Annotated in this window: 18 protein-coding genes; 15 read left to right on the top strand and 3 right to left on the bottom strand. The window is 28.6% G+C overall.

Features of this window, described 5'->3' with window-relative positions; all coding sequences use genetic code 11:
* Positions 1-50 precede the first annotated feature (50 nt).
* The 11 genes from B2S02_RS10190 to B2S02_RS10140 all read left to right on the top strand — a co-directional run bounded on the left by B2S02_RS10190 (position 51) and on the right by B2S02_RS10140 (position 10,252).
* Positions 51-947: an HD domain-containing protein gene (locus B2S02_RS10190; RefSeq protein ID WP_346891868.1), complete on the top strand. Its 897-nt coding sequence runs from the start codon at positions 51-53 to the stop codon at positions 945-947.
* A 117-nt stretch (positions 948-1,064) separates the two neighbouring features.
* Positions 1,065-2,555 carry a methyl-accepting chemotaxis protein gene (locus B2S02_RS10185; RefSeq protein WP_346891866.1) on the top strand — a complete coding sequence of 497 codons (1,491 nt, stop codon included), beginning with the start codon at positions 1,065-1,067 and terminating at the stop codon, positions 2,553-2,555.
* Between the two features lie 878 nt (positions 2,556-3,433).
* On the top strand, positions 3,434-4,357 hold the full coding sequence (gene pyrB / locus B2S02_RS10180; protein ID WP_346920668.1) for an aspartate carbamoyltransferase: 924 nt from the start codon (positions 3,434-3,436) through the stop codon (positions 4,355-4,357).
* Between the two features lie 21 nt (positions 4,358-4,378).
* The gene (locus B2S02_RS10175; RefSeq protein WP_150846193.1) at positions 4,379-4,813 is read left to right on the top strand and encodes an aspartate carbamoyltransferase regulatory subunit; all 435 of its coding nucleotides are present in this window, start codon (positions 4,379-4,381) and stop codon (positions 4,811-4,813) included.
* Between the two features lie 22 nt (positions 4,814-4,835).
* Complete coding sequence (locus tag B2S02_RS10170; RefSeq protein WP_346846925.1) at positions 4,836-6,023, top strand: dihydroorotase; 1,188 nt, start codon at positions 4,836-4,838, stop codon at positions 6,021-6,023.
* Between the two features lie 19 nt (positions 6,024-6,042).
* A complete protein-coding gene (gene pyrF, locus B2S02_RS10165; protein WP_346846926.1) occupies positions 6,043-6,918 on the top strand; it encodes an orotidine-5'-phosphate decarboxylase in 876 nt (291 codons plus the stop codon).
* Between the two features lie 73 nt (positions 6,919-6,991).
* Complete coding sequence (locus B2S02_RS10160) at positions 6,992-7,735, top strand: dihydroorotate dehydrogenase electron transfer subunit (protein ID WP_346846927.1); 744 nt, start codon at positions 6,992-6,994, stop codon at positions 7,733-7,735.
* A 10-nt stretch (positions 7,736-7,745) separates the two neighbouring features.
* Positions 7,746-8,642 (top strand): dihydroorotate dehydrogenase, encoded by an 897-nt coding sequence (locus B2S02_RS10155; RefSeq protein ID WP_346846928.1) that lies wholly within the window; start codon positions 7,746-7,748, stop codon positions 8,640-8,642.
* 12 nt (positions 8,643-8,654) lie between these two features.
* Positions 8,655-9,227: an orotate phosphoribosyltransferase gene (gene pyrE, locus B2S02_RS10150; protein ID WP_035130817.1), complete on the top strand. Its 573-nt coding sequence runs from the start codon at positions 8,655-8,657 to the stop codon at positions 9,225-9,227.
* 186 nt (positions 9,228-9,413) lie between these two features.
* Positions 9,414-9,635 (top strand): hypothetical protein, encoded by a 222-nt coding sequence (locus tag B2S02_RS10145; RefSeq protein ID WP_346846929.1) that lies wholly within the window; start codon positions 9,414-9,416, stop codon positions 9,633-9,635.
* A 128-nt stretch (positions 9,636-9,763) separates the two neighbouring features.
* Positions 9,764-10,252 (top strand): YhcN/YlaJ family sporulation lipoprotein, encoded by a 489-nt coding sequence (locus B2S02_RS10140; RefSeq protein WP_346846930.1) that lies wholly within the window; start codon positions 9,764-9,766, stop codon positions 10,250-10,252.
* 62 nt (positions 10,253-10,314) lie between these two features.
* Here B2S02_RS10140 and ispF read toward each other — a convergent pair whose 3' ends face one another.
* Entirely contained in the window at positions 10,315-10,788 is a 474-nt protein-coding gene (gene ispF / locus B2S02_RS10135; RefSeq protein ID WP_346846931.1) for a 2-C-methyl-D-erythritol 2,4-cyclodiphosphate synthase, read from the bottom strand.
* 576 nt (positions 10,789-11,364) lie between these two features.
* Between ispF and B2S02_RS10130 the strand changes: the two genes are divergently transcribed.
* Complete coding sequence (locus B2S02_RS10130; RefSeq protein ID WP_346846932.1) at positions 11,365-11,910, top strand: hypothetical protein; 546 nt, start codon at positions 11,365-11,367, stop codon at positions 11,908-11,910.
* 81 nt (positions 11,911-11,991) lie between these two features.
* Here the strand turns inward: B2S02_RS10130 and rluF are convergent, their stop codons facing one another.
* The gene (gene rluF / locus B2S02_RS10125) at positions 11,992-12,717 is read right to left on the bottom strand and encodes a 23S rRNA pseudouridine(2604) synthase RluF (protein ID WP_346920667.1); all 726 of its coding nucleotides are present in this window, start codon (positions 12,715-12,717) and stop codon (positions 11,992-11,994) included.
* Positions 12,718-12,886: 169 nt separating this feature from the next.
* Between rluF and B2S02_RS10120 the strand changes: the two genes are divergently transcribed.
* Positions 12,887-14,062 carry an N-acetylglucosaminidase gene (locus B2S02_RS10120; protein ID WP_346846934.1) on the top strand — a complete coding sequence of 392 codons (1,176 nt, stop codon included), beginning with the start codon at positions 12,887-12,889 and terminating at the stop codon, positions 14,060-14,062.
* Positions 14,063-14,125: 63 nt separating this feature from the next.
* Here the strand turns inward: B2S02_RS10120 and B2S02_RS10115 are convergent, their stop codons facing one another.
* A complete protein-coding gene (locus B2S02_RS10115) occupies positions 14,126-14,698 on the bottom strand; it encodes a hypothetical protein (protein ID WP_346846935.1) in 573 nt (190 codons plus the stop codon).
* Between the two features lie 230 nt (positions 14,699-14,928).
* Here B2S02_RS10115 and B2S02_RS10110 point away from each other — a divergent pair, with 230 nt between their 5' ends.
* Together B2S02_RS10110 and B2S02_RS10105 are read left to right on the top strand one after the other, a co-directional pair.
* The gene (locus B2S02_RS10110; protein ID WP_346846936.1) at positions 14,929-16,488 is read left to right on the top strand and encodes a hypothetical protein; all 1,560 of its coding nucleotides are present in this window, start codon (positions 14,929-14,931) and stop codon (positions 16,486-16,488) included.
* Between the two features lie 115 nt (positions 16,489-16,603).
* Complete coding sequence (locus tag B2S02_RS10105; protein WP_346920666.1) at positions 16,604-18,169, top strand: hypothetical protein; 1,566 nt, start codon at positions 16,604-16,606, stop codon at positions 18,167-18,169.
* Positions 18,170-18,235 lie beyond the last annotated feature (66 nt).

Raw genomic sequence — 18,235 nt, 5'->3', positions numbered from 1 at the left:
TCTTCTTATGAAAAGATACATAATAGATGGCTTTATAAGGAGATGAGGTTATGAAATCAATATATTTGATTCAAGTAGCTAATAGTACTAATAAGGATTTAGTAGAATTGTTACTTATGGTTAAAGATAAAAAAATATATAAAGATGAGATAATGTATACCCTAGGAGATATTACAGGCGAATTAAGGCTTAAAGTTAAAAATAATTACAATAAAGTATTAAATATAGGTGATGTAGTAAATGTTAGTATAAAAGATAATAGTATAGGGAAGCTAGATTTATCAAAATCTAGTTATAATTTAAATGATTTTATGAACTGTGTAAAAAGAGATGTAAAATTTATATTAGATGAATTAGAAGAAATGACAACTCAACAATTTAAATGTGAAGAGGTTATGTCTTTAGATAAATATTTTTTTGGTAATAAGAGTTTTATAAATATTTTTTCTCAAGGAATTGGAGGGTTAGAACACCATACATATATAGGTGGGCTTGCAGAACACACTCTTAATGTAACCTATTGGGCAAAGAAACTTGCATATAGGTATAATTGTAGATATAAGGAAATTGCTATATTAGCAGCAAAACTTCATGATATTGGAAAGATATATGAATATTCGTCAATTGGAAGGTTTAAAACAACCATTAGAGGTGAAATGGAAGGTCATATAGTTATAGGTATAACTATGATAGAAGAAGCATTTAAAAATAATCCTGGATTTTATAGTGAGGACTTTAAAAATCGAATTAAAGGATGCATTGTTCAACATCATGGAAAACCGGAGTATGGATCTCCTAAAGGACCAAATACAGAAGAGGCTTTTATAGTGCATTATGCAGATTATCTTGATGCTACTATGAATAAGGTATCAAAGGTAAAAGATAAAACAATACATGATACATGGTCGGATTATGAAAAAAAGATAGAAACTAAATTATTTATATAAAACCATAGAGCGAATTATTTAGGTAGTTTGTTTTATGGTTTTATTTTCAAAATATATATTAAGATGTATATACAATGGTACGATAATTCAATCAAGTAAAAATATGGGGGGATTACTATGGGGAAAAATGAACATAAAGATAACTATAACAATTATATTACTAAAGTAAATAAATTAATGTTAATTGTATTTTTCAGCATTATGTTTGTTACAGTAGCAGGTTCAGTTCTACAAGTTTATAGGGGAGATAGAAGGATTGGATTTGCAATATATAATATATTAGTAGCAGGTATAGCCTATGTTATAGCCATATTCTTATATATGAAAAACTCATCAAATAACATAATGAGATGGGTTTTGGCTACAGGATTTTTATTAGTAGATACATATATATTACTCACATCATCCTGTGCATCTGCTTTTGCAGCTGGATTTCCATTTATACTAAGTTTAGTTTTATACTTGGATTTAAAATTAATAACTACTGTTGGTGGAATAAATTTAATATCTATACTAATATATGCATATATGCAGGTAAAGTTAGGAAATAGTGCTGAATTAAGTGGGATTTTAGGTACTACTATAATGTTTTTACCAACGCTTGTAATAGTTACACAATTTATTTCTAAAATGAATAAAGATATAAATAAAAATGTAGAAGAATTAAATGAAAATAGTAAGATACAACAAAAGATGTTAATAGATTTATCCAATGTATATAATGTAGTTAAAGAAAAATCTAATGAGCTTAGAGGAATTGTTTCTTTAATAGGTCAAAGCACAGAAATTGTAAATTCATCTATAGATGAAATAGCAATAGGGGCAACTAATACTAGCAAAGAAATTGAGAGTCAGACTAATTTAGTAAATAATATAAAGCATGAAATAACAGAGACTGAAAAGGTAACTACTGTTGTTAAACAATCCTCTGAGGAAGCTGATGAGGTAATAGACAATGGAATAAAAATTGTTCATGAATTATCTAAAAAAAGTGAATATATTATGAGCAAAAATAAAAAGGTTAGTGACATTATGAAGGAACTAGCTGAAAAATCATCTAATATTGCGGAAATAACTAATGTTATATCATCTATTTCAGAGCAAACTAATCTTCTAGCACTAAATGCTGCAATTGAAGCAGCTAGGGTTGGTGAAAGTGGAAAAGGATTTGCAGTGGTAGCAGATGAAATAAAGAAATTAGCAGCTGAGAGTAAAAATAACTCACTAGAGATAGGAAATATACTGAAGTCTCTAGAAGAAGATACTAATGTATCAGTTTTAGAGGTAGAAGAATTAGTTCATGCTAATGATGAACAACAACAATTGGTTAAAGATACAAATAAAGCATTTTCAACTATTCAGAAAAATGTATCTACAGTAAAAGAGGAAATGATAGGTGTGGTTTCTAAGGTATCTACAATTTTAGATAGCAGTGAAAAAATTCATGATAACATTACAAATCTATCGGGTATAGCCCAAGAAACCATGGCAAGTTCGGAAGAAACTTCAACCATATCTCATGAAAATCTAAATAATTCTAAGGAATTAGAAAATATAGCAGCAGTGTTAAATAGTTCAATAGAGGAAATAAGTAAGTACTTCAAATAAATAAAGTTTTTAGTCATTGGGATTAACATATTAAAAAAATAATGCACTCTTCATTTTAAAGAGTGCATTATTTTTTATATTTTAGCTACAAGAACTTTCACCTATAGCTTTAGATATTACTCTAAAAGTTTTTCCAAAGAATGTTTTTTTGTAAGAAACAATACAATCTTCAAAAATATATTCTTCATCTTTATCAACTGCAAAAGTTATTCCATTAACAGTTTCTACATTATCATTTGATTTTTGTTCATCCAGAACAACGCTTAGGTTAGGGCCACCTCAACCAAAACCTGCAATAGCTAGTCTAACAACAGATTTGCCTTGTTTGCTTAAATTTTCTAAAAGTGCATCTTTAGTTTCGTTATCAAAAGTTATTTTCATTTTAATATCCTCCTTTTAATTTGCTTTTATTTAGTATACCATGTGGTTTTACATTTATGCTGATAAATATTTGATAAGCTTGGTATTTACTTCTTAAGATAAACTAGGGTAAAAATTATACTGTTTATATAATTTATAATACAATATTTATATAGAAAGATATGTGATTTAATCACATAAATAAGCTAAATTAAAAAATTTAGTATTATGATAAACTATATTGACATTACAGTTTATTTAAAGTAAAATAAAAATAGTAAAAATTTAATAAAGAATCCTTTTAAAAACGGTACAGAGATGCCGGCAAGGGAAGATAATATTTTGGTATGAATACATTTGTAATATGATAAAATTTACAATAATATATTCATATACAAAGTTGTATTTACAGATATTTATAGCTTTCCTTGTTGAGGAAAGCTTTTTTTTATTGAATTTTATAAGTAAATCTTAATACCTTTAAATTATCCCAGAGAGGCTAAAAAGGAGTGTTTTATATGTTAAAAGGAAGAAATTTAATCGAACCAATGGACCTTACTTTAGAAGAATTAGACGAAATATTTGACCTAGCAGATGAAATAATAAAAGATCCAAGAAAATTTATACATGCTTGTGATGGGTACTTGCTTACTACATTATTTTATGAGCCAAGTACTAGAACCAGATTTAGTTTTGAAGCTGCTATGAATAGATTAGGAGGAAGCGTAATCGGATTTTCAGAACCCAATGCTAGTTCAGTAGCTAAGGGAGAAAGTATTGCAGATACCATAAGAACTGTTGCATGCTATGCAGACATTGCTGTAATGAGACATCCTAAAGAAGGAGCACCACAGGTTGCAGCACAATATAGTGATATTCCCGTAGTAAATGCAGGGGATGGTGGACACCAACATCCAACTCAAACCTTAACTGATTTACTAACCATAAGAACTCTAAAGGGAGGACTAAATAATTTAACAATAGGTTGTTGTGGAGATTTAAAATTTGGAAGAACAGTACATTCGTTAATAAAAGCTTTAAGTAGATATGAAAACAACAAGTTCGTACTAATTTCACCTGAAGAATTAGAAATACCAGAGTATATAAAGAAAGAAGTCCTTAAAAAGAAAAATATAGAGTTTAAGCAAGTTAGAACTATGGAAGAAGCTATGAAGGAAATAGACATTTTATATATGACAAGGGTACAAAGAGAAAGATTTTTTAATGAAGAGGACTATATAAAACTTAAGGATACTTATATATTAGATAATGAGAAAATGAATCTTGCGAAAGAAGATATGATAGTACTTCACCCATTACCAAGAGTAAATGAGATAGCATATGAAGTAGATAGTGATAATAGAGCTGTGTACTTTAAGCAAGCTAAGTATGGAATGTATGTGAGAATGGCATTAATACTAAAACTATTAGGAATTTACTAAGGTATATAAGGAGGAAGTAATATGTTAACTATAAATAGTATAAAAAACGGATTAGTAATAGATCATATAAAAGCTGGAGAAGGAATAAAAATATTTAACTTCTTAAACTTAGATAAAGCTGATTTCACTGTAGCTCTTATAATGAATGCTAATAGTGATAAGTGTGGGAAAAAAGATATAATAAAAATAGAAACTAGAATAGATATTGATTTTGAAATATTAGGAGTAATAGATCCAAATATAACTATAGATATAATAGAAAATGAAGAAATTAAGGAAAAAATTAAGCTTACACTTCCTGAAAAGGTTGAAAATGTTATTAAATGTAAGAACCCTAGATGCGTTACATCTATAGAACCTAACATAAAGCATATACATTACTTAGTAGATGAAGAAACAAAAGAATATAGATGTCATTACTGTGATGATTTACAAAAGGTAACTTCATTATATTAATAGATAGGATTGGAGAATACTTATGGAAATTTGCATAAAGAATGGTACAGTAGTTGACTGGAGTGGAACTTTTGTTGGAGATGTCTATATAAAGGACGGAGTAATTTGTGAGCTAGGAAGAAATCTCATAAAGGATTGTAAAACTATAGATGCAACAGGAAAGATAGTAATGCCTGGCTTTGTAGATTTACATGTGCATTTTAGGGATCCGGGACTTACACATAAGGAAGATATACAATCAGGTTCTCATGCTGCAGTTAAAGGTGGATATGTAATGGTAAACCTTATGGCAAATACAAATCCAGTATGTAGCACTATGGATACAGTTAATTATGTTATAAATAGGGGTAAGGAAGTAGGACTTATAGATATTAATCAAGTTATATCTATAACTAATGAGTTTAGTGGAGATGACATAAGCCATTTAGATAAGCTAAAAAAAGGTGATATAAAAGTAATATCAGAAGATGGAAAAGATGTTATGCACAGCGAAGTTATGTTAAATGCTATGATTAAGGCTAAAGAGAAGGATATAACTATTATGTGCCATTGTGAGAATCATAATCTATCTGATATAGATATGAGACTGGCAGAAAATACTATGACTTGGAGAAATATAACTTTAGCAAAACATGCAGGGTGTAAAGTTCACTTTTCCCATGTAAGTACCAAAGAATCTATGGAATATATCATTAAAGCAAAGGAAAAAGGTCATAAAGTTACTTGTGAAGTATCTCCCCATCATATAGCTTTAATAAATGATGTAGAGTATAGAGTAAATCCACCTCTTAGAGAAAAGGAAGATATGGAATATTTAATCCAAGCTATAAAAGGTGGATATGTGGATAGCATTGCTACAGATCATGCACCTCATACTGAAGAGGATAAGAAAAAAGGAGCTCCAGGAATATCAGGAATAGAAACAGCCTTTGGAGTTTCTTATACAAAGCTTGTAAGGTCAGGTCATATAGATTTAAGTAAGCTAAGCGAAATCATGAGTAAGAGACCTAGTGAAATACTAGGAGTTAATAAGGGTCAAATAGATATAGGTTATGATGGAGATTTAGTAATACTAGATTTAGAAAAAGAATATGAGATACGTAAGGAAGAATTTTTATCAAAAGGTAAAAATACTCCATTTAATGGTATGAAAGTATATGGAGAAGTTATAACTACCATAAAAGGTGGTAAAATTGTTTATAAAAAATAGAAAAGTGAGGGAGTATCATATGATTATAGATAGACTATTCGATATAATTGCAAAAAAAGGACATGTATGTGTGGGACTAGATACAGATATATCATATATACCAGAAAGTTTTATGAAGAAATTTGAAAACATAGGTGATGCAATTTTCGAATTTAATAAAGCTATAATAGATGAAACTATAGACCATGTAGCTTGCTATAAACCACAAATAGCATATTATGAAGCATATGGATTGGAAGGATTAAGAGCTTATTCTAATACATTAAAGTATATAAGGGAAAAGGGAGCAATATCTATAGGAGATATAAAAAGAGGCGATATTGCTAAAACGGCTGAAATGTATGCTAAAGCACATTTTGCAGGAGAATTTGAAGCTGATTTTATAACGCTAAGTCCATATATGGGATTAGATAGTATAGAGCCATACTTACCTTATATTGAAAATAGTGAAAAAGGAGTTTTTGTACTGATAAGAACTTCAAACAAGGGTAGCAAGGATATTCAATATATAGAAACTAAGTGTGGTAGAAAAGTATTTAATGTAGTAGGGGAAACTATAAATAATTTAGGTAAAAATTATATAGGTAAGTGTGGGTATAGTTCTATAGGTGGGGTTATAGGATGTACCCATGTAGATGAAGGTATAGAAATAAGAAATTCCTTAGACAGTACATTCTTTTTAATACCAGGATATGGTGCTCAAGGTGGAAAAGCAGAAGATGTAGCCCTTTATCTTAAGGATGGAAATGGAGGAGTTATTAACTCTTCAAGGGGTATAATGCTTGCATATAAAGGAAAACTAGATGGTGAAGAAAACTTTGCTAAGTATGCAAAAGAAGAGGCAATTAGAATGAAAAATGAAATTCTAACAGCTATAGGAAATCTAAAAAAATAAATTATAACTACAGTTCATGCCATACAACTTTATTGTATGGCATTATATTAGAATAAATTATTAGGAGATTAGAATGAAAAAAGATAATTATGAATACAAAGTTTGTAAAGTAATAGAGAACAAAGAAGTTGCTAAAGGAATATTTAAATTATCTATAGAGGGTAAGTTTCAAGGAGAACCGGGACAGTTTTATATGCTAAGATCCTGGGAAAAGGAACCTATATTATGGAGACCTATTAGTATTCATAATATAACATCAAATTCTATAGAATTCCTATATCAACTAGTTGGAGAAGGAACAAAATTATTAAGTAATCTTATACAAGGGCAAGAGGTTAAGGTTATGGGTCCATTAGGAAATGGCTTTGACGTAGAAGAGATAAAAGGCAAGGTTGCAGTAGTATCAGGAGGAATTGGGGTTGCTCCAATGAGATACCTGGTAGATAACATAAAGGATTCAGAAGTTCATATATTTGCTGGCTTTAGAGATGAAGTTTATGGGTTAGAAGAAATAAGTGAGTTAGATTTATCAGTAAAGGTGTCTACAGAAGATGGTAGTGTTGGACATAAAGGATATGTAACGGAACTATTTAATCCTAAAGATTATGACTTAGTTTTATGCTGTGGACCAGAGATTATGATGTATAGAGTAATTGATATGTGCAAGGAAGTGGGTACAAAGATATATGTATCAGAAGAAAAGAAGATGGCTTGTGGAGTAGGAGCTTGTCTTGGTTGTACATGTAAAACAGTTAGTGGAAATAAAAGAACATGTAAAGATGGTCCTGTATTTAATGGATTAGATTTAGAGTTTTAAAGGAGAAATTATGCTTAAGGTAAATATTTGTAATAAGGAATTCAAGAATCCAATAATGACAGCATCAGGTACTTTTGGCTTTGGTGAAGAGTATAGTAAGTTTTATGATATAGCAAAACTTGGAGGATTTTGTAGTAAGGGCTTAACCTTAAATCCAAGACAAGGTAATGATGGTGTAAGAATCAAAGAAACAACAGGTGGAATGCTTAATAGTGTAGGGCTTCAAAACCCAGGAGTAGAAAACTTTATAAAAGATGAACTTCCAAAGATGAAAGAATATAACACTAATATAATAGCTAATGTTGGTGGAGCTACAGTAGAAGAATATATAAGTATAATCGAGAAGTTAAACCAGGTTGATGTAGACATCATAGAACTTAACATTTCATGCCCCAATGTAAAACATGGTGGTATGGCTCTAGGAATAAAATCAAAGGTTGCCTATGAGGCAGTAAAAGAAGTGAAGAAGGTATGTAAAAAACCATTGATGGTGAAGTTATCTCCTAATGCAGAAAATATAGTAGAGATGGCGCTTAGTTGTGAAGAAGCGGGAGCAGATGCACTATCATTAATAAATACTTTTCAAGGAATGTCTATAGACTACAAAAAACGAAAGGCTGTATTTGATAATATCTATGCAGGATTCTCGGGACCAGCAGTAAAGCCTATGGCTTTAAGAATGGTTCATCAAGTGTGTAAGGCATGTAAGGTTCCAGTAGTTGGCCTTGGCGGTATTACAAATTGGGAAGATGCTATAGAGTTTATAATGTCAGGAGCTACAGGGATCCAAATAGGTACAGCTAATTTTATAAATCCTTTTGCACCATTAGAAATTATAAAAGGAATAGAAGACTTTTTAATAAAAGAAAATATTAAAGATATTAGTGAAATTAGAGGAATAGTATAGGAGGAAAATATTATGGAAAATAAAATTGTAGATATATTAGTTCAGTGTGAGGCATTATTAGAAGGGCATTTCTTGCTATCATCAGGTAAACATAGTAATAGATACTGTCAATGTGCAAAATTACTACAGTATCCAGATAAGGCAGCTCAAGTATTGGAAGTAGTTGCAAACAAGGTTAAAGATTTAGATGTTGATATGTTAGTAGGTCCTGCTATGGGAGGAATAATAGTTGCTTATGAGCTAGCAAGACAACTAGGAAAGCCAGGGATATTTACTGAAAGAAAAGACGGTGTAATGACATTAACAAGAGGCTTTGAAATTAAGCAAGGACAAAGAGTTTTAATTACAGAAGACGTAGTTACAACAGGAAAATCTACTATGGAAGTTGTAGAAGTACTAAGAGGTTTAGGTGCAGAAGTTGTAGGTGTATGTTGTATAGTCGATAGGAGAGTTGAAAATTGTGCTTTAACTCTTCCGGTTTATAGTGCATGTAAATTGGAAATAGAAAGCTTTGATAAGGAAGAATGCCCACTATGTAAAAAGGATATACCTTATATAAAACCGGGTAGCAGAAACATTAAATAATCGAATAATTAACCAAGTTGTAATAAAGTTCACCTTACTTATAGATTTTATATAGGGAGGTGAATTTTTTTATAAGAGATGGTGCAAATAAATTTTATGTTATAACTAATGATTATAGTCATAAATTATATAATAGGATAATATTATATATCATTAATTAACAACTGGTGTAAGGAGAATGTAAATATGATTAATGATGTTCCTAGTATTATATATGATAAAAATAAAAATCCTCTTAGAGTTATAAAATCATCAAGAGTATTCTTTAAGAAACATGGAAGAGTTGGATATGTATTTCATGTTGAAAGGGAGGAAAGAATAACAAGTATAAGTGAATTTGACTTAGTTGAAAACAATGGGAATTTTGTTGTTACGAAAGATATATTTGAGAATTCAGATATGATGTAAAAGGTGGAGATATAATTTAAAATAGGAATATACTTATGCTTATAAGCCAAACTATATATAGTTATTTATTATTAATTCTATAGATTATAGAAACTAAATTAATATAATTATATATAGGAGGATATAAAATGAAAGGAAAAATAAATGATATATTATTATTTATTGTAGTATTATTAATTATAGTAACGGTGGTATTAATGGGATGTAATAGTAATAGTAAAAAAAGTGATACTGTGGGAGCCGGTCCTACTGTTGAAGATATGAGTGATGAGCCTATAGATAAAGAAGTAGAAATTAGAAATGCTATATCCACCTGTGAGAGAATTATGGCAGACATTGAAGAAATTCCAGAAATACAATCATCAGTAACCTATATAAACCATGAATCTGTATTAGTTGCATTAAAGTTAAAGGATAACTACAATAATATATCTCCGGAACTACGAATGGAAGTTGAAAAAAAAGTTAAGGACATCTATTCTAATGCCAAAACCATAGCTATAAGTGATGACGAATATGTATATGAGTCAATAGCCAAATTGTTGAAGTCTTTTAAGGAGAATAAGCCATTAGAAGAATTTAAGAAAGATTTAGAAGAGATAATAGAGAATATGTAATAAACATTTTAAAAAGTCCAAGGTTGAATTTTAATAACCTTGGACTTGTATTTTTATATATCTTATATTTTACTTATTAAACATATAGATTGAGAGGAAATTCCTTCTTCAATACCAGTAAAACCGAGACCTTCTTCAGTAGTAGCCTTTACATTAATTTGATCTATAGAAATTCTTAATGCTTCACTAATATTTTCTCTCATGGATGTAATATAAGGAGACATTTTAGGACGCTGTGCAATTATTGTTGCATCTATGTTTTCTATTTTATAATTATTTTTACTTAATAACTCTCTAACTTCATTAAGAAGTTTAATACTAGAAATGCCTTTAAATTCAGCATCTGTATCAGGAAAGTGCTTTCCTATATCACCAAGTGCTGCAGCACCTAATAAACTATCCATAATTGCATGAATAAGAACATCAGCATCTGAATGACCTAAAAGCCCAAGTGTATGTGGTATTTTAACTCCACCAATAATTAAATCTCTATTAGGAATTAACTTATGTACATCATATCCTAAACCAATTCGCATATATAAACCTCCAATAAATAATAAATAATATATCAACTTAAGTTTAACACAGTTTAATCATTAGTATCTATTAGAAAGATAAAAAAGTTTAAGTGTGTAACATCTAATTTCCCGAGTAAAGATGTATAATTAAAAAGTTATAAACATGTTATTCACATTAGTGTGGATAATGTTGATAAAATTTCACGTGTTTATAAGGTATATATGGAGTCTAGAAGAGAAATTATAGAATTATAAGATGAAAATCTATGTATTAACATTGAATTCACTAAGTTATAAACAGGATACCTGTGGATAATGTTAATAATATGGACAAGTTGATAATTTAACAGTATATAAAATTATATTATGAAGCATCGACAAAGTTTTATTAACAATGTATGTTAATAAAATAATATGTAGAAATTTAGTATTGAAAATATTACAAAATATGATATAATTTTATATGGATTTATAAAGAGTAGAAATACTCTTAATATTTTGTATCAACTATGTAAATGTATACAAAAGGTTATATACTATTTGGTATATCATTTACTAAGTATTAAATTTATTTGGAAATATGGAGGATTTAAAATGAAAAGAATAATTGCATTAGTATTAACAGCAACAATAGGTTTAGCATTAGTAGGATGTGGAACAAAAACTAATACTTCAGAGGATTCATCAGCTAAAACTACTGAGCAAGCTTCTACTGAAGATAGTAAAGAAAAAGAAAGCACAGAAGTACCAGAGGTTACTTATGAAAGCTTTGAATCACTATTAAATAGTTTTGCTAACAAAGAATATTATTATAATGAAGCAAACACTTTAAAATTACTTACTGATGAAGATGAAGCTGCATATGTAAAAAAGGCAGAAACTGCTCTTGATAAAGTATTAACTGATGAAAAAATAGACAAATCAAAGGCAAAAATATATCAATATTACAGAAATGTAAACGGTAAAAAAGATCAAGTTGCATATGTAATTACTTATGGAGATAATAATACTGCAGAGAAAATATATGAAGTTTATTCAGATGTATCTGATGATTTTGAAATAACTTTTAAAGAAGTGAAAGAAAATAGTGACATAATTGCGCATAAACAGTTTGCAGAATTATTTAAAGGTGAATTTTAATTAAAATAAAAAATAAAAAAGAAGGAGATAGAATAAATATCTTCTTCTTTTTTATTTTTTTACTTATATTTGAGTTTCAATTTAAATAGTACCTATTGAATCTTTAGTAAGATTAATGATTGTGGACATTTCTTCAGAGCTTAGATAACGCCATTTCCCCGTAGGAAGATTACTTAAGGACACATTCATAATTCTAATACGTTTAAGACTAGTTACTTTGAATCCTAAGTATTCGCACATTCTTCTAATTTGTCTATTTAGACCTTGGGTTAAAATTATATTAAAAGTACATTTGCCAATTTTTCTAACTTTGCATTGCTTTGTCACAGTACCAAGTATAGGAATTCCATTTTCCATTGAATTAATAAATTCTTTTGTAATAGGTTTATCAACGGAAACTACATATTCTTTTTCATGATTATTTCCTGCACGTAATACTTTATTTACCATATCTCCATCATTAGTTAAAAATATTAATCCCTCAGAGGGTTTATCGAGACGTCCTATAGGGAATATTCTCTCGTGATAGTCAACAAAGTCAATTATATTTCCCTTAACATGAGTTTCTGTTGTGCAAGTAATCCCTACAGGTTTATTAAGGGCTATATATACTTTATTTGACTTAGGTTTAATAGTTTTTCCATCAACTACTACAGTATCAGTAGGACTAACTCTTGTTCCAAGGGTAGCTAAGATACCATTTACATATACTTTACCAGATTCAATAAACTTATCTGCTTCTCTTCTGGAACAAATTCCACTTTCGCTTATGTACTTATTAAGTCTAAGTAAGTTTTTATTATCCATATAGTTATATCACCACCTAGCATAAGACTTAATGAATGTTAGTTATTATATAATTACTTACATTCACTTTAAATTTATTGTATAATTATAGCATAATATCAATGTTATTAGTATTATACAATATAATAGATATTATATAAATAAAATTTTAGAGGATATGGGGGGAACTATGAATAATAAAGTAGTAAAGAAGATTTCTAGTATTTTAATAGTAATTATAATGTGTATGACACCATTGGCATTAACTGGTAGTGCCTTTGCAGCAGTAAATATACAGGATTTAAACCATCAAATAAATATACCAACAAATAAAACTTGGACAATAAAGCTTAGTAATAGACTACATACAAACTTAATAAATAACCTTAGTACTTATGTAAAAGTTTTTTCACCTAATGGTGGTGAATTAAAGGTAGGTTTAAGCTACAATGCAACTAACAAGGCTATAAAAATAACACCGCCTTCTGGAGGATATAGTACAAGCACTACCTATAGTATAATTGTAAAATCTGGCTTATATGATAGTGAAGGAAAATATATTGAATTACCTGCAGTAAAGGAATTTTCTACAGTGCCATCAAACCATAATGTATCCACATTAGGTACAATGTCTACTTATTCAGTAGGAACTACAGTAGATAATTTTGCAAATATCCAATATAATAAGAAACCACCAATATTTAGAGCTTTATATTCTGGAGATGCAAGAAAAACAGATATAGCACAGTATTTAGAACCAAGCAGATATAAAAATGATAAAAATGGTATATATATGTTTATGAAACTAAACTTCATACAAGATATAAGTGTAAGTACGCTAAATAATGTATTAGTGGGTAAAGGTACATTATCTAGTATGGGACAAGCATTTTACGATGCTTGTAAAACCAATAATGTAAATCAAGCCTATGCAGTGGCACATGCACTATTAGAGACTGGAAATGGTACATCTACCTTGGCAAAAGGAGTAGACTATAAAAAAGAAGATGGAACTACCGTTAAGGTTTATAATTTCTTTGGAATTTGTGCCTTTGATAATTCACCAGTAAGCTCTGGAGCAGAATCAGCCTATAAAAATGGGTGGACTTCACCAGAAGCAGCTATTAAAGGTGGTATTAAATGGATTGCTGAAAATTATATACATTCAGATAAAAATGCAAAGAACCCTAGACCAGCTCAAGATACTATATATGAAATGAGATGGAATGTTCACAATTATAGTAGTCCATGGCATCAATACGCTACAGATATTGTATGGTCATATAAACAAGTAACTAATATTAAATTAATAATGGACAAGCATTCTAATGTTAAACCACAATTTGAAATACCGGTGTATAAATAATAAGTATAGTATAAAACCCTAGTCATAAATTGACTAGGGTTTTAAAATTATAAAATCAATATATTAGTCAATATTAAGATCATTATCATTTCTATTAATTATAACTTTATAATTATATTTTCCAGCATATTTTTTAAAATTATCAAAATTAAGAGGCTCTCTTTTGTTATCCTTAGTTATATATATATATATACTGCCAGGTGAATATTCATCACACTTCGGGATTAATTCCTCTTTTAATGCTGAGTCAAATAAAAGATTTAAGCCTAAATTTAGTTCGTTTCCTTTTAGTGAACTTAAACTTTCCAATCCTAAAGTAGACCCACTAGAATCTGTAATTTTAACTATCTTGTTTCTATTTATACCTATTTTGATATTGGAATCTAAAGAGAGGATTATATTAGCTCTAGGTGAAAAGAAGATAAAATAAATACAACTTAATACTAATGCACAAATAGATATTAGTATTATAAATACTTTTATAAGATTTGACCTATCTACATATACAGTACCATCATAAATATTACCTTTAATAGGAGCTTTATCATTTCTCTCTAATGTAACAAATTCTTTATTATTTGTTACTATATAAACTTTATCATCATCAAAATTAATTACTTTACCAGATTTTCGCATATAAATACCTTTCACTAATTAAATTTATTTACAACATAAGTATATTTTACAATACAATTTTAAAATATAAAAGCAAAAGTAATCATCATCATAAGAAAATATTTTATTACAAAAAAATATTATATTAGCTAATATTTGCAAAAAGTGTTTGAATATTCAGTATACCGGGAGTATAATTTATACTAATAGATAAAAAAGGAGAATTATTAAGACCTTGGGGGAGAGTTAATATGAATAAAAAAAGGATATTATTATTAAGTATAATAATGGGATTTTTAATAATTGTAATTGGTAATTATTTAAATAACTACAATTTATTGAAACAGCCACCGTCAGAAAAATGGAGCAAAGAAGTAAAAATTGGAAGTGGGTTAGGAAAGAATACACCAGTAATCATAAAAGAAGAAAATCGTTTATTAGTAGCATATGGGGATACTAAAAAGATTAAAGTATGTGAAACAGATTTAAATGGGAAAGAAATTAAAACTAAAGAATATGCTGTAGAAGAAGAACTACTTAAGAATTTAATATTTACCAAAACTGATAAAGGATATACTTTGATTTATAATTCTAATAAATTAAGTATAGATTATTTAGAAAAGTTAGTTTTAGATGAAGAGTTAAATTTGGTAAAAAGAGAAATAGAAGAAGGAATCACATTTACTGAACAAATTGATAGTAAAAATATAGTTTTAGCCTATAAAGATAAAATTAAGTTAGTAAACACAGTATCAAATGAAAATATAGAAGTGCCAGTAGAAAACTTAAGTATGCTTACTGCTAATAAAAGTAAAGATGAACTTTTGATATGTTACTTAGAAAAAGAGAAATTATTTAAAGGATTCACAGTTAAAGGTGGAAAGGTATCAAAGCCATTTCTTATCAAAGAGATGATTAAAACTGACAAAATTACTTATGGAGCAATGTCATTGTCTTCAGATGCAAAAAATGGATATTTGCTTGTTGAGAAATATGATAGAAATGAATACTTTGCTACAGAAGTAATGGAGTTTCCTATAAGTGGAGGAGAGGGCCAGGTTAGTAAGCTTGTGGTTGATAAATCCAGTTACGTTATAAATACTAAAGGAGCCTATTCAGAAAATGGTGCAAGATTTTATGCCACCATGGGAGTGCCTTTTGGTAAAAAGGAATTTCAAAAAGCTATAGTTTCTTTTGAAATAAAAAATGGTGAAGTTTCAAGTTCAGAGAAGATAACTAGACTAAGAGAATTATGTATTCATCCATATAATGATGAAGAATATATAGCATTTCTTAGTTTTGAGAAGGATGGATTATATAGTGTTAATATAGCATCTAGTAATGAGAGTTTTAAGGATGCAAATAATGGACCTCGTAGAGATGAAAGATTGAGATCTCTTGGGTATTTAGTAGAAGGTTTTATGTATAGTATATCTTATATTATAATAATAGGATTTAGATGGATAGTTCCTGGTTTAGTTATAGCAGGAGCAGTATCTTTTATGGATTACAAATTTGATGATAAAAAGAAAAGGTATATGTATATCATACTAGCTACTATTGTTGTAGTAATGAAAATATATACTATAAATAAAGCTTTTTATGTGCAATATTCACATATGTTACCTACTATTTTAGCTCCATCATTTGTAGGCATATTGATAAACTCCTTAATTGGACTAGTTGTATATGGATATGGATATATGGTCTATACAGATGATTTTGAGAGCATATTTCTAGGTAAGTTTAGTATATTCATGTTAATTGATGCATTGTTTACATTAATGATATTTGTACCTCTTATAATATAATAATAAAGTTTAATTAGAATTTAAAAAGAGATTATTTCTTATAATTAATTGAAATAATCTCTTAAAGTTATATAAAACATATGCATAATAATAAATAGTTTAAGGAGATATATAAATGAAAAAGAAAAAAATGCTTTTAATTTTTCTTATTATTGTGACGTGTATATTAATACTTACTGGAAACTATAAGAATAACTATAATTTAGAAATACAACCACCATCTAAAACATGGAGTAAGGAAGTAAGGATAGCAACTGCAACAACGAAAAATGCTCCAGTAATTTTGAAAGAAGATAATAGAATACTTGTAGCATATGATAATAATAAAAATCTTAATATTGTTGAAACCAATACTGTAGGAGAAGTTTTGAATAATAAACAATATGAAGTTAATGAAGAATTAATAAACAATGTATTACTCGCTAAAAGTGTAGATGGGTATATACTAATGCTTAACTCCATAGAAGATTGTGAGGGATACTTATTAAAGGTATATATAGATAAAGATTTAAATGAGGTTAGTAGAGAGAATATTAAAGGAATAAATAGTACTTATCAATTAGATAATAACAATATAGTAGTTGCTTACAAAGATAAACTTGAGATAATAAATACAGTAGAAGATAAAATGATATCTATTCCAGCAAAAAATACAGACATGATTTCAGCCAGTAAGAATAAAGACGGTTTTCTAATATGTTACATGGAAGACAACTCATATATTAAAGCAATTACATTTAATGAAGATAGGGTTTCAGAACCTATATTAGTGGAAGAAATAGCTAAGAATAATAGAGTTACTTATAAGAATATGTCCTGTTCTTCAGATAGAGAAAATGGATATACAATGTTCGAGCAATATGTTAAAGGTGAACTTCACTCTTGTAGGTTATTCGAGTTTCCTATAGCTGGAGGTGAGGTTAAGGAAAGTAAACCAAGAATTAATGAATCAAATGAACTAATAAATGCTATAGGAACTTACTCTGACGAAGAAGGTGGGAAGTTTTTTTCTACAATAGATAACTCTTATGGGAAGAAAGAGGAAAGAAGAGGAATAGCATCCTTTGTTGTAAAAGATGGTAAGATAAATAAAGTTGAGCCAGTTACAAGAACAAGAGGAGTATGCATTAATCCTTATGTAAATGAGGATTATATTAGTTACTTAAGTTTTAGAGATGAAGATTTATATGATGTTGTCATAGCATCAACAGATGAAGGATTTAAGGCTATAAATAATTTACCAAGAGAGTCAGAGAAGAAAAGTGCACTTACTTATACTATTGAGGGACTTATGAATAGCTTTGTATCTATAATAATTGTTGGATTCCCATGGATAGCAATAGGTTTAGTTTTAAGTGGAGCAGTTACATTCCTAGACTATAAGCTATCTAATAAGCAAAAGAAGATTGCATATATAATAGTAGCTATATTAACAACTTGTGCAAAGATCTTTTTTATAATAAAAATGTTCTATGTTAAATATGTATATATGTTACCACTGGCTATAGCCCCTATTTATGTTGGTATTGTCTTATGTATATTAATAGCAGTTATAACATATAGTTATGGATACTGTACTTATACAAGTGAATTTGAGGGAATATTTATATCAAAATTTGTTTTAAGTTTATTAATTGATGCATTATTAACTTTGATGATATATGCTCCATTAATAATATAAAAATTTAAACCGTCATATCTATTTTAAACTTCTAATAGTTATAGATATGACGGTTTATTTAATAAT

It is taken from the genome of Clostridium sp. UBA7339 (assembly GCF_002470865.1).
Taxonomy (GTDB): domain Bacteria; phylum Bacillota; class Clostridia; order Clostridiales; family Clostridiaceae; genus Clostridium_J; species Clostridium_J sulfidigenes.
The sequence above is the reverse complement of the archived record's forward strand: the minus strand, read 5'-3'. Positions and strand labels throughout refer to the sequence as shown.

Coding starts and splice junctions, on each gene's coding strand:
- B2S02_RS10155 (WP_346846928.1), top strand. CDS start 7,746: ATGCTTAAGGTAAATATTTGTAATAAGGAATTCAAGAATCCAATAATG.
- B2S02_RS10120 (WP_346846934.1), top strand. CDS start 12,887: ATGAATAATAAAGTAGTAAAGAAGATTTCTAGTATTTTAATAGTAATT.
- B2S02_RS10115 (WP_346846935.1), bottom strand. CDS start 14,698: ATGCGAAAATCTGGTAAAGTAATTAATTTTGATGATGATAAAGTTTAT.
- B2S02_RS10160 (WP_346846927.1), top strand. CDS start 6,992: ATGAAAAAAGATAATTATGAATACAAAGTTTGTAAAGTAATAGAGAAC.
- ispF (WP_346846931.1), bottom strand. CDS start 10,788: ATGCGAATTGGTTTAGGATATGATGTACATAAGTTAATTCCTAATAGA.
- B2S02_RS10145 (WP_346846929.1), top strand. CDS start 9,414: ATGATTAATGATGTTCCTAGTATTATATATGATAAAAATAAAAATCCT.
- B2S02_RS10105 (WP_346920666.1), top strand. CDS start 16,604: ATGAAAAAGAAAAAAATGCTTTTAATTTTTCTTATTATTGTGACGTGT.
- B2S02_RS10190 (WP_346891868.1), top strand. CDS start 51: ATGAAATCAATATATTTGATTCAAGTAGCTAATAGTACTAATAAGGAT.
- pyrF (WP_346846926.1), top strand. CDS start 6,043: ATGATTATAGATAGACTATTCGATATAATTGCAAAAAAAGGACATGTA.
- B2S02_RS10170 (WP_346846925.1), top strand. CDS start 4,836: ATGGAAATTTGCATAAAGAATGGTACAGTAGTTGACTGGAGTGGAACT.
- B2S02_RS10130 (WP_346846932.1), top strand. CDS start 11,365: ATGAAAAGAATAATTGCATTAGTATTAACAGCAACAATAGGTTTAGCA.
- B2S02_RS10175 (WP_150846193.1), top strand. CDS start 4,379: ATGTTAACTATAAATAGTATAAAAAACGGATTAGTAATAGATCATATA.
- pyrE (WP_035130817.1), top strand. CDS start 8,655: ATGGAAAATAAAATTGTAGATATATTAGTTCAGTGTGAGGCATTATTA.
- B2S02_RS10140 (WP_346846930.1), top strand. CDS start 9,764: ATGAAAGGAAAAATAAATGATATATTATTATTTATTGTAGTATTATTA.
- B2S02_RS10110 (WP_346846936.1), top strand. CDS start 14,929: ATGAATAAAAAAAGGATATTATTATTAAGTATAATAATGGGATTTTTA.
- B2S02_RS10185 (WP_346891866.1), top strand. CDS start 1,065: ATGGGGAAAAATGAACATAAAGATAACTATAACAATTATATTACTAAA.
- pyrB (WP_346920668.1), top strand. CDS start 3,434: ATGTTAAAAGGAAGAAATTTAATCGAACCAATGGACCTTACTTTAGAA.
- rluF (WP_346920667.1), bottom strand. CDS start 12,717: ATGGATAATAAAAACTTACTTAGACTTAATAAGTACATAAGCGAAAGT.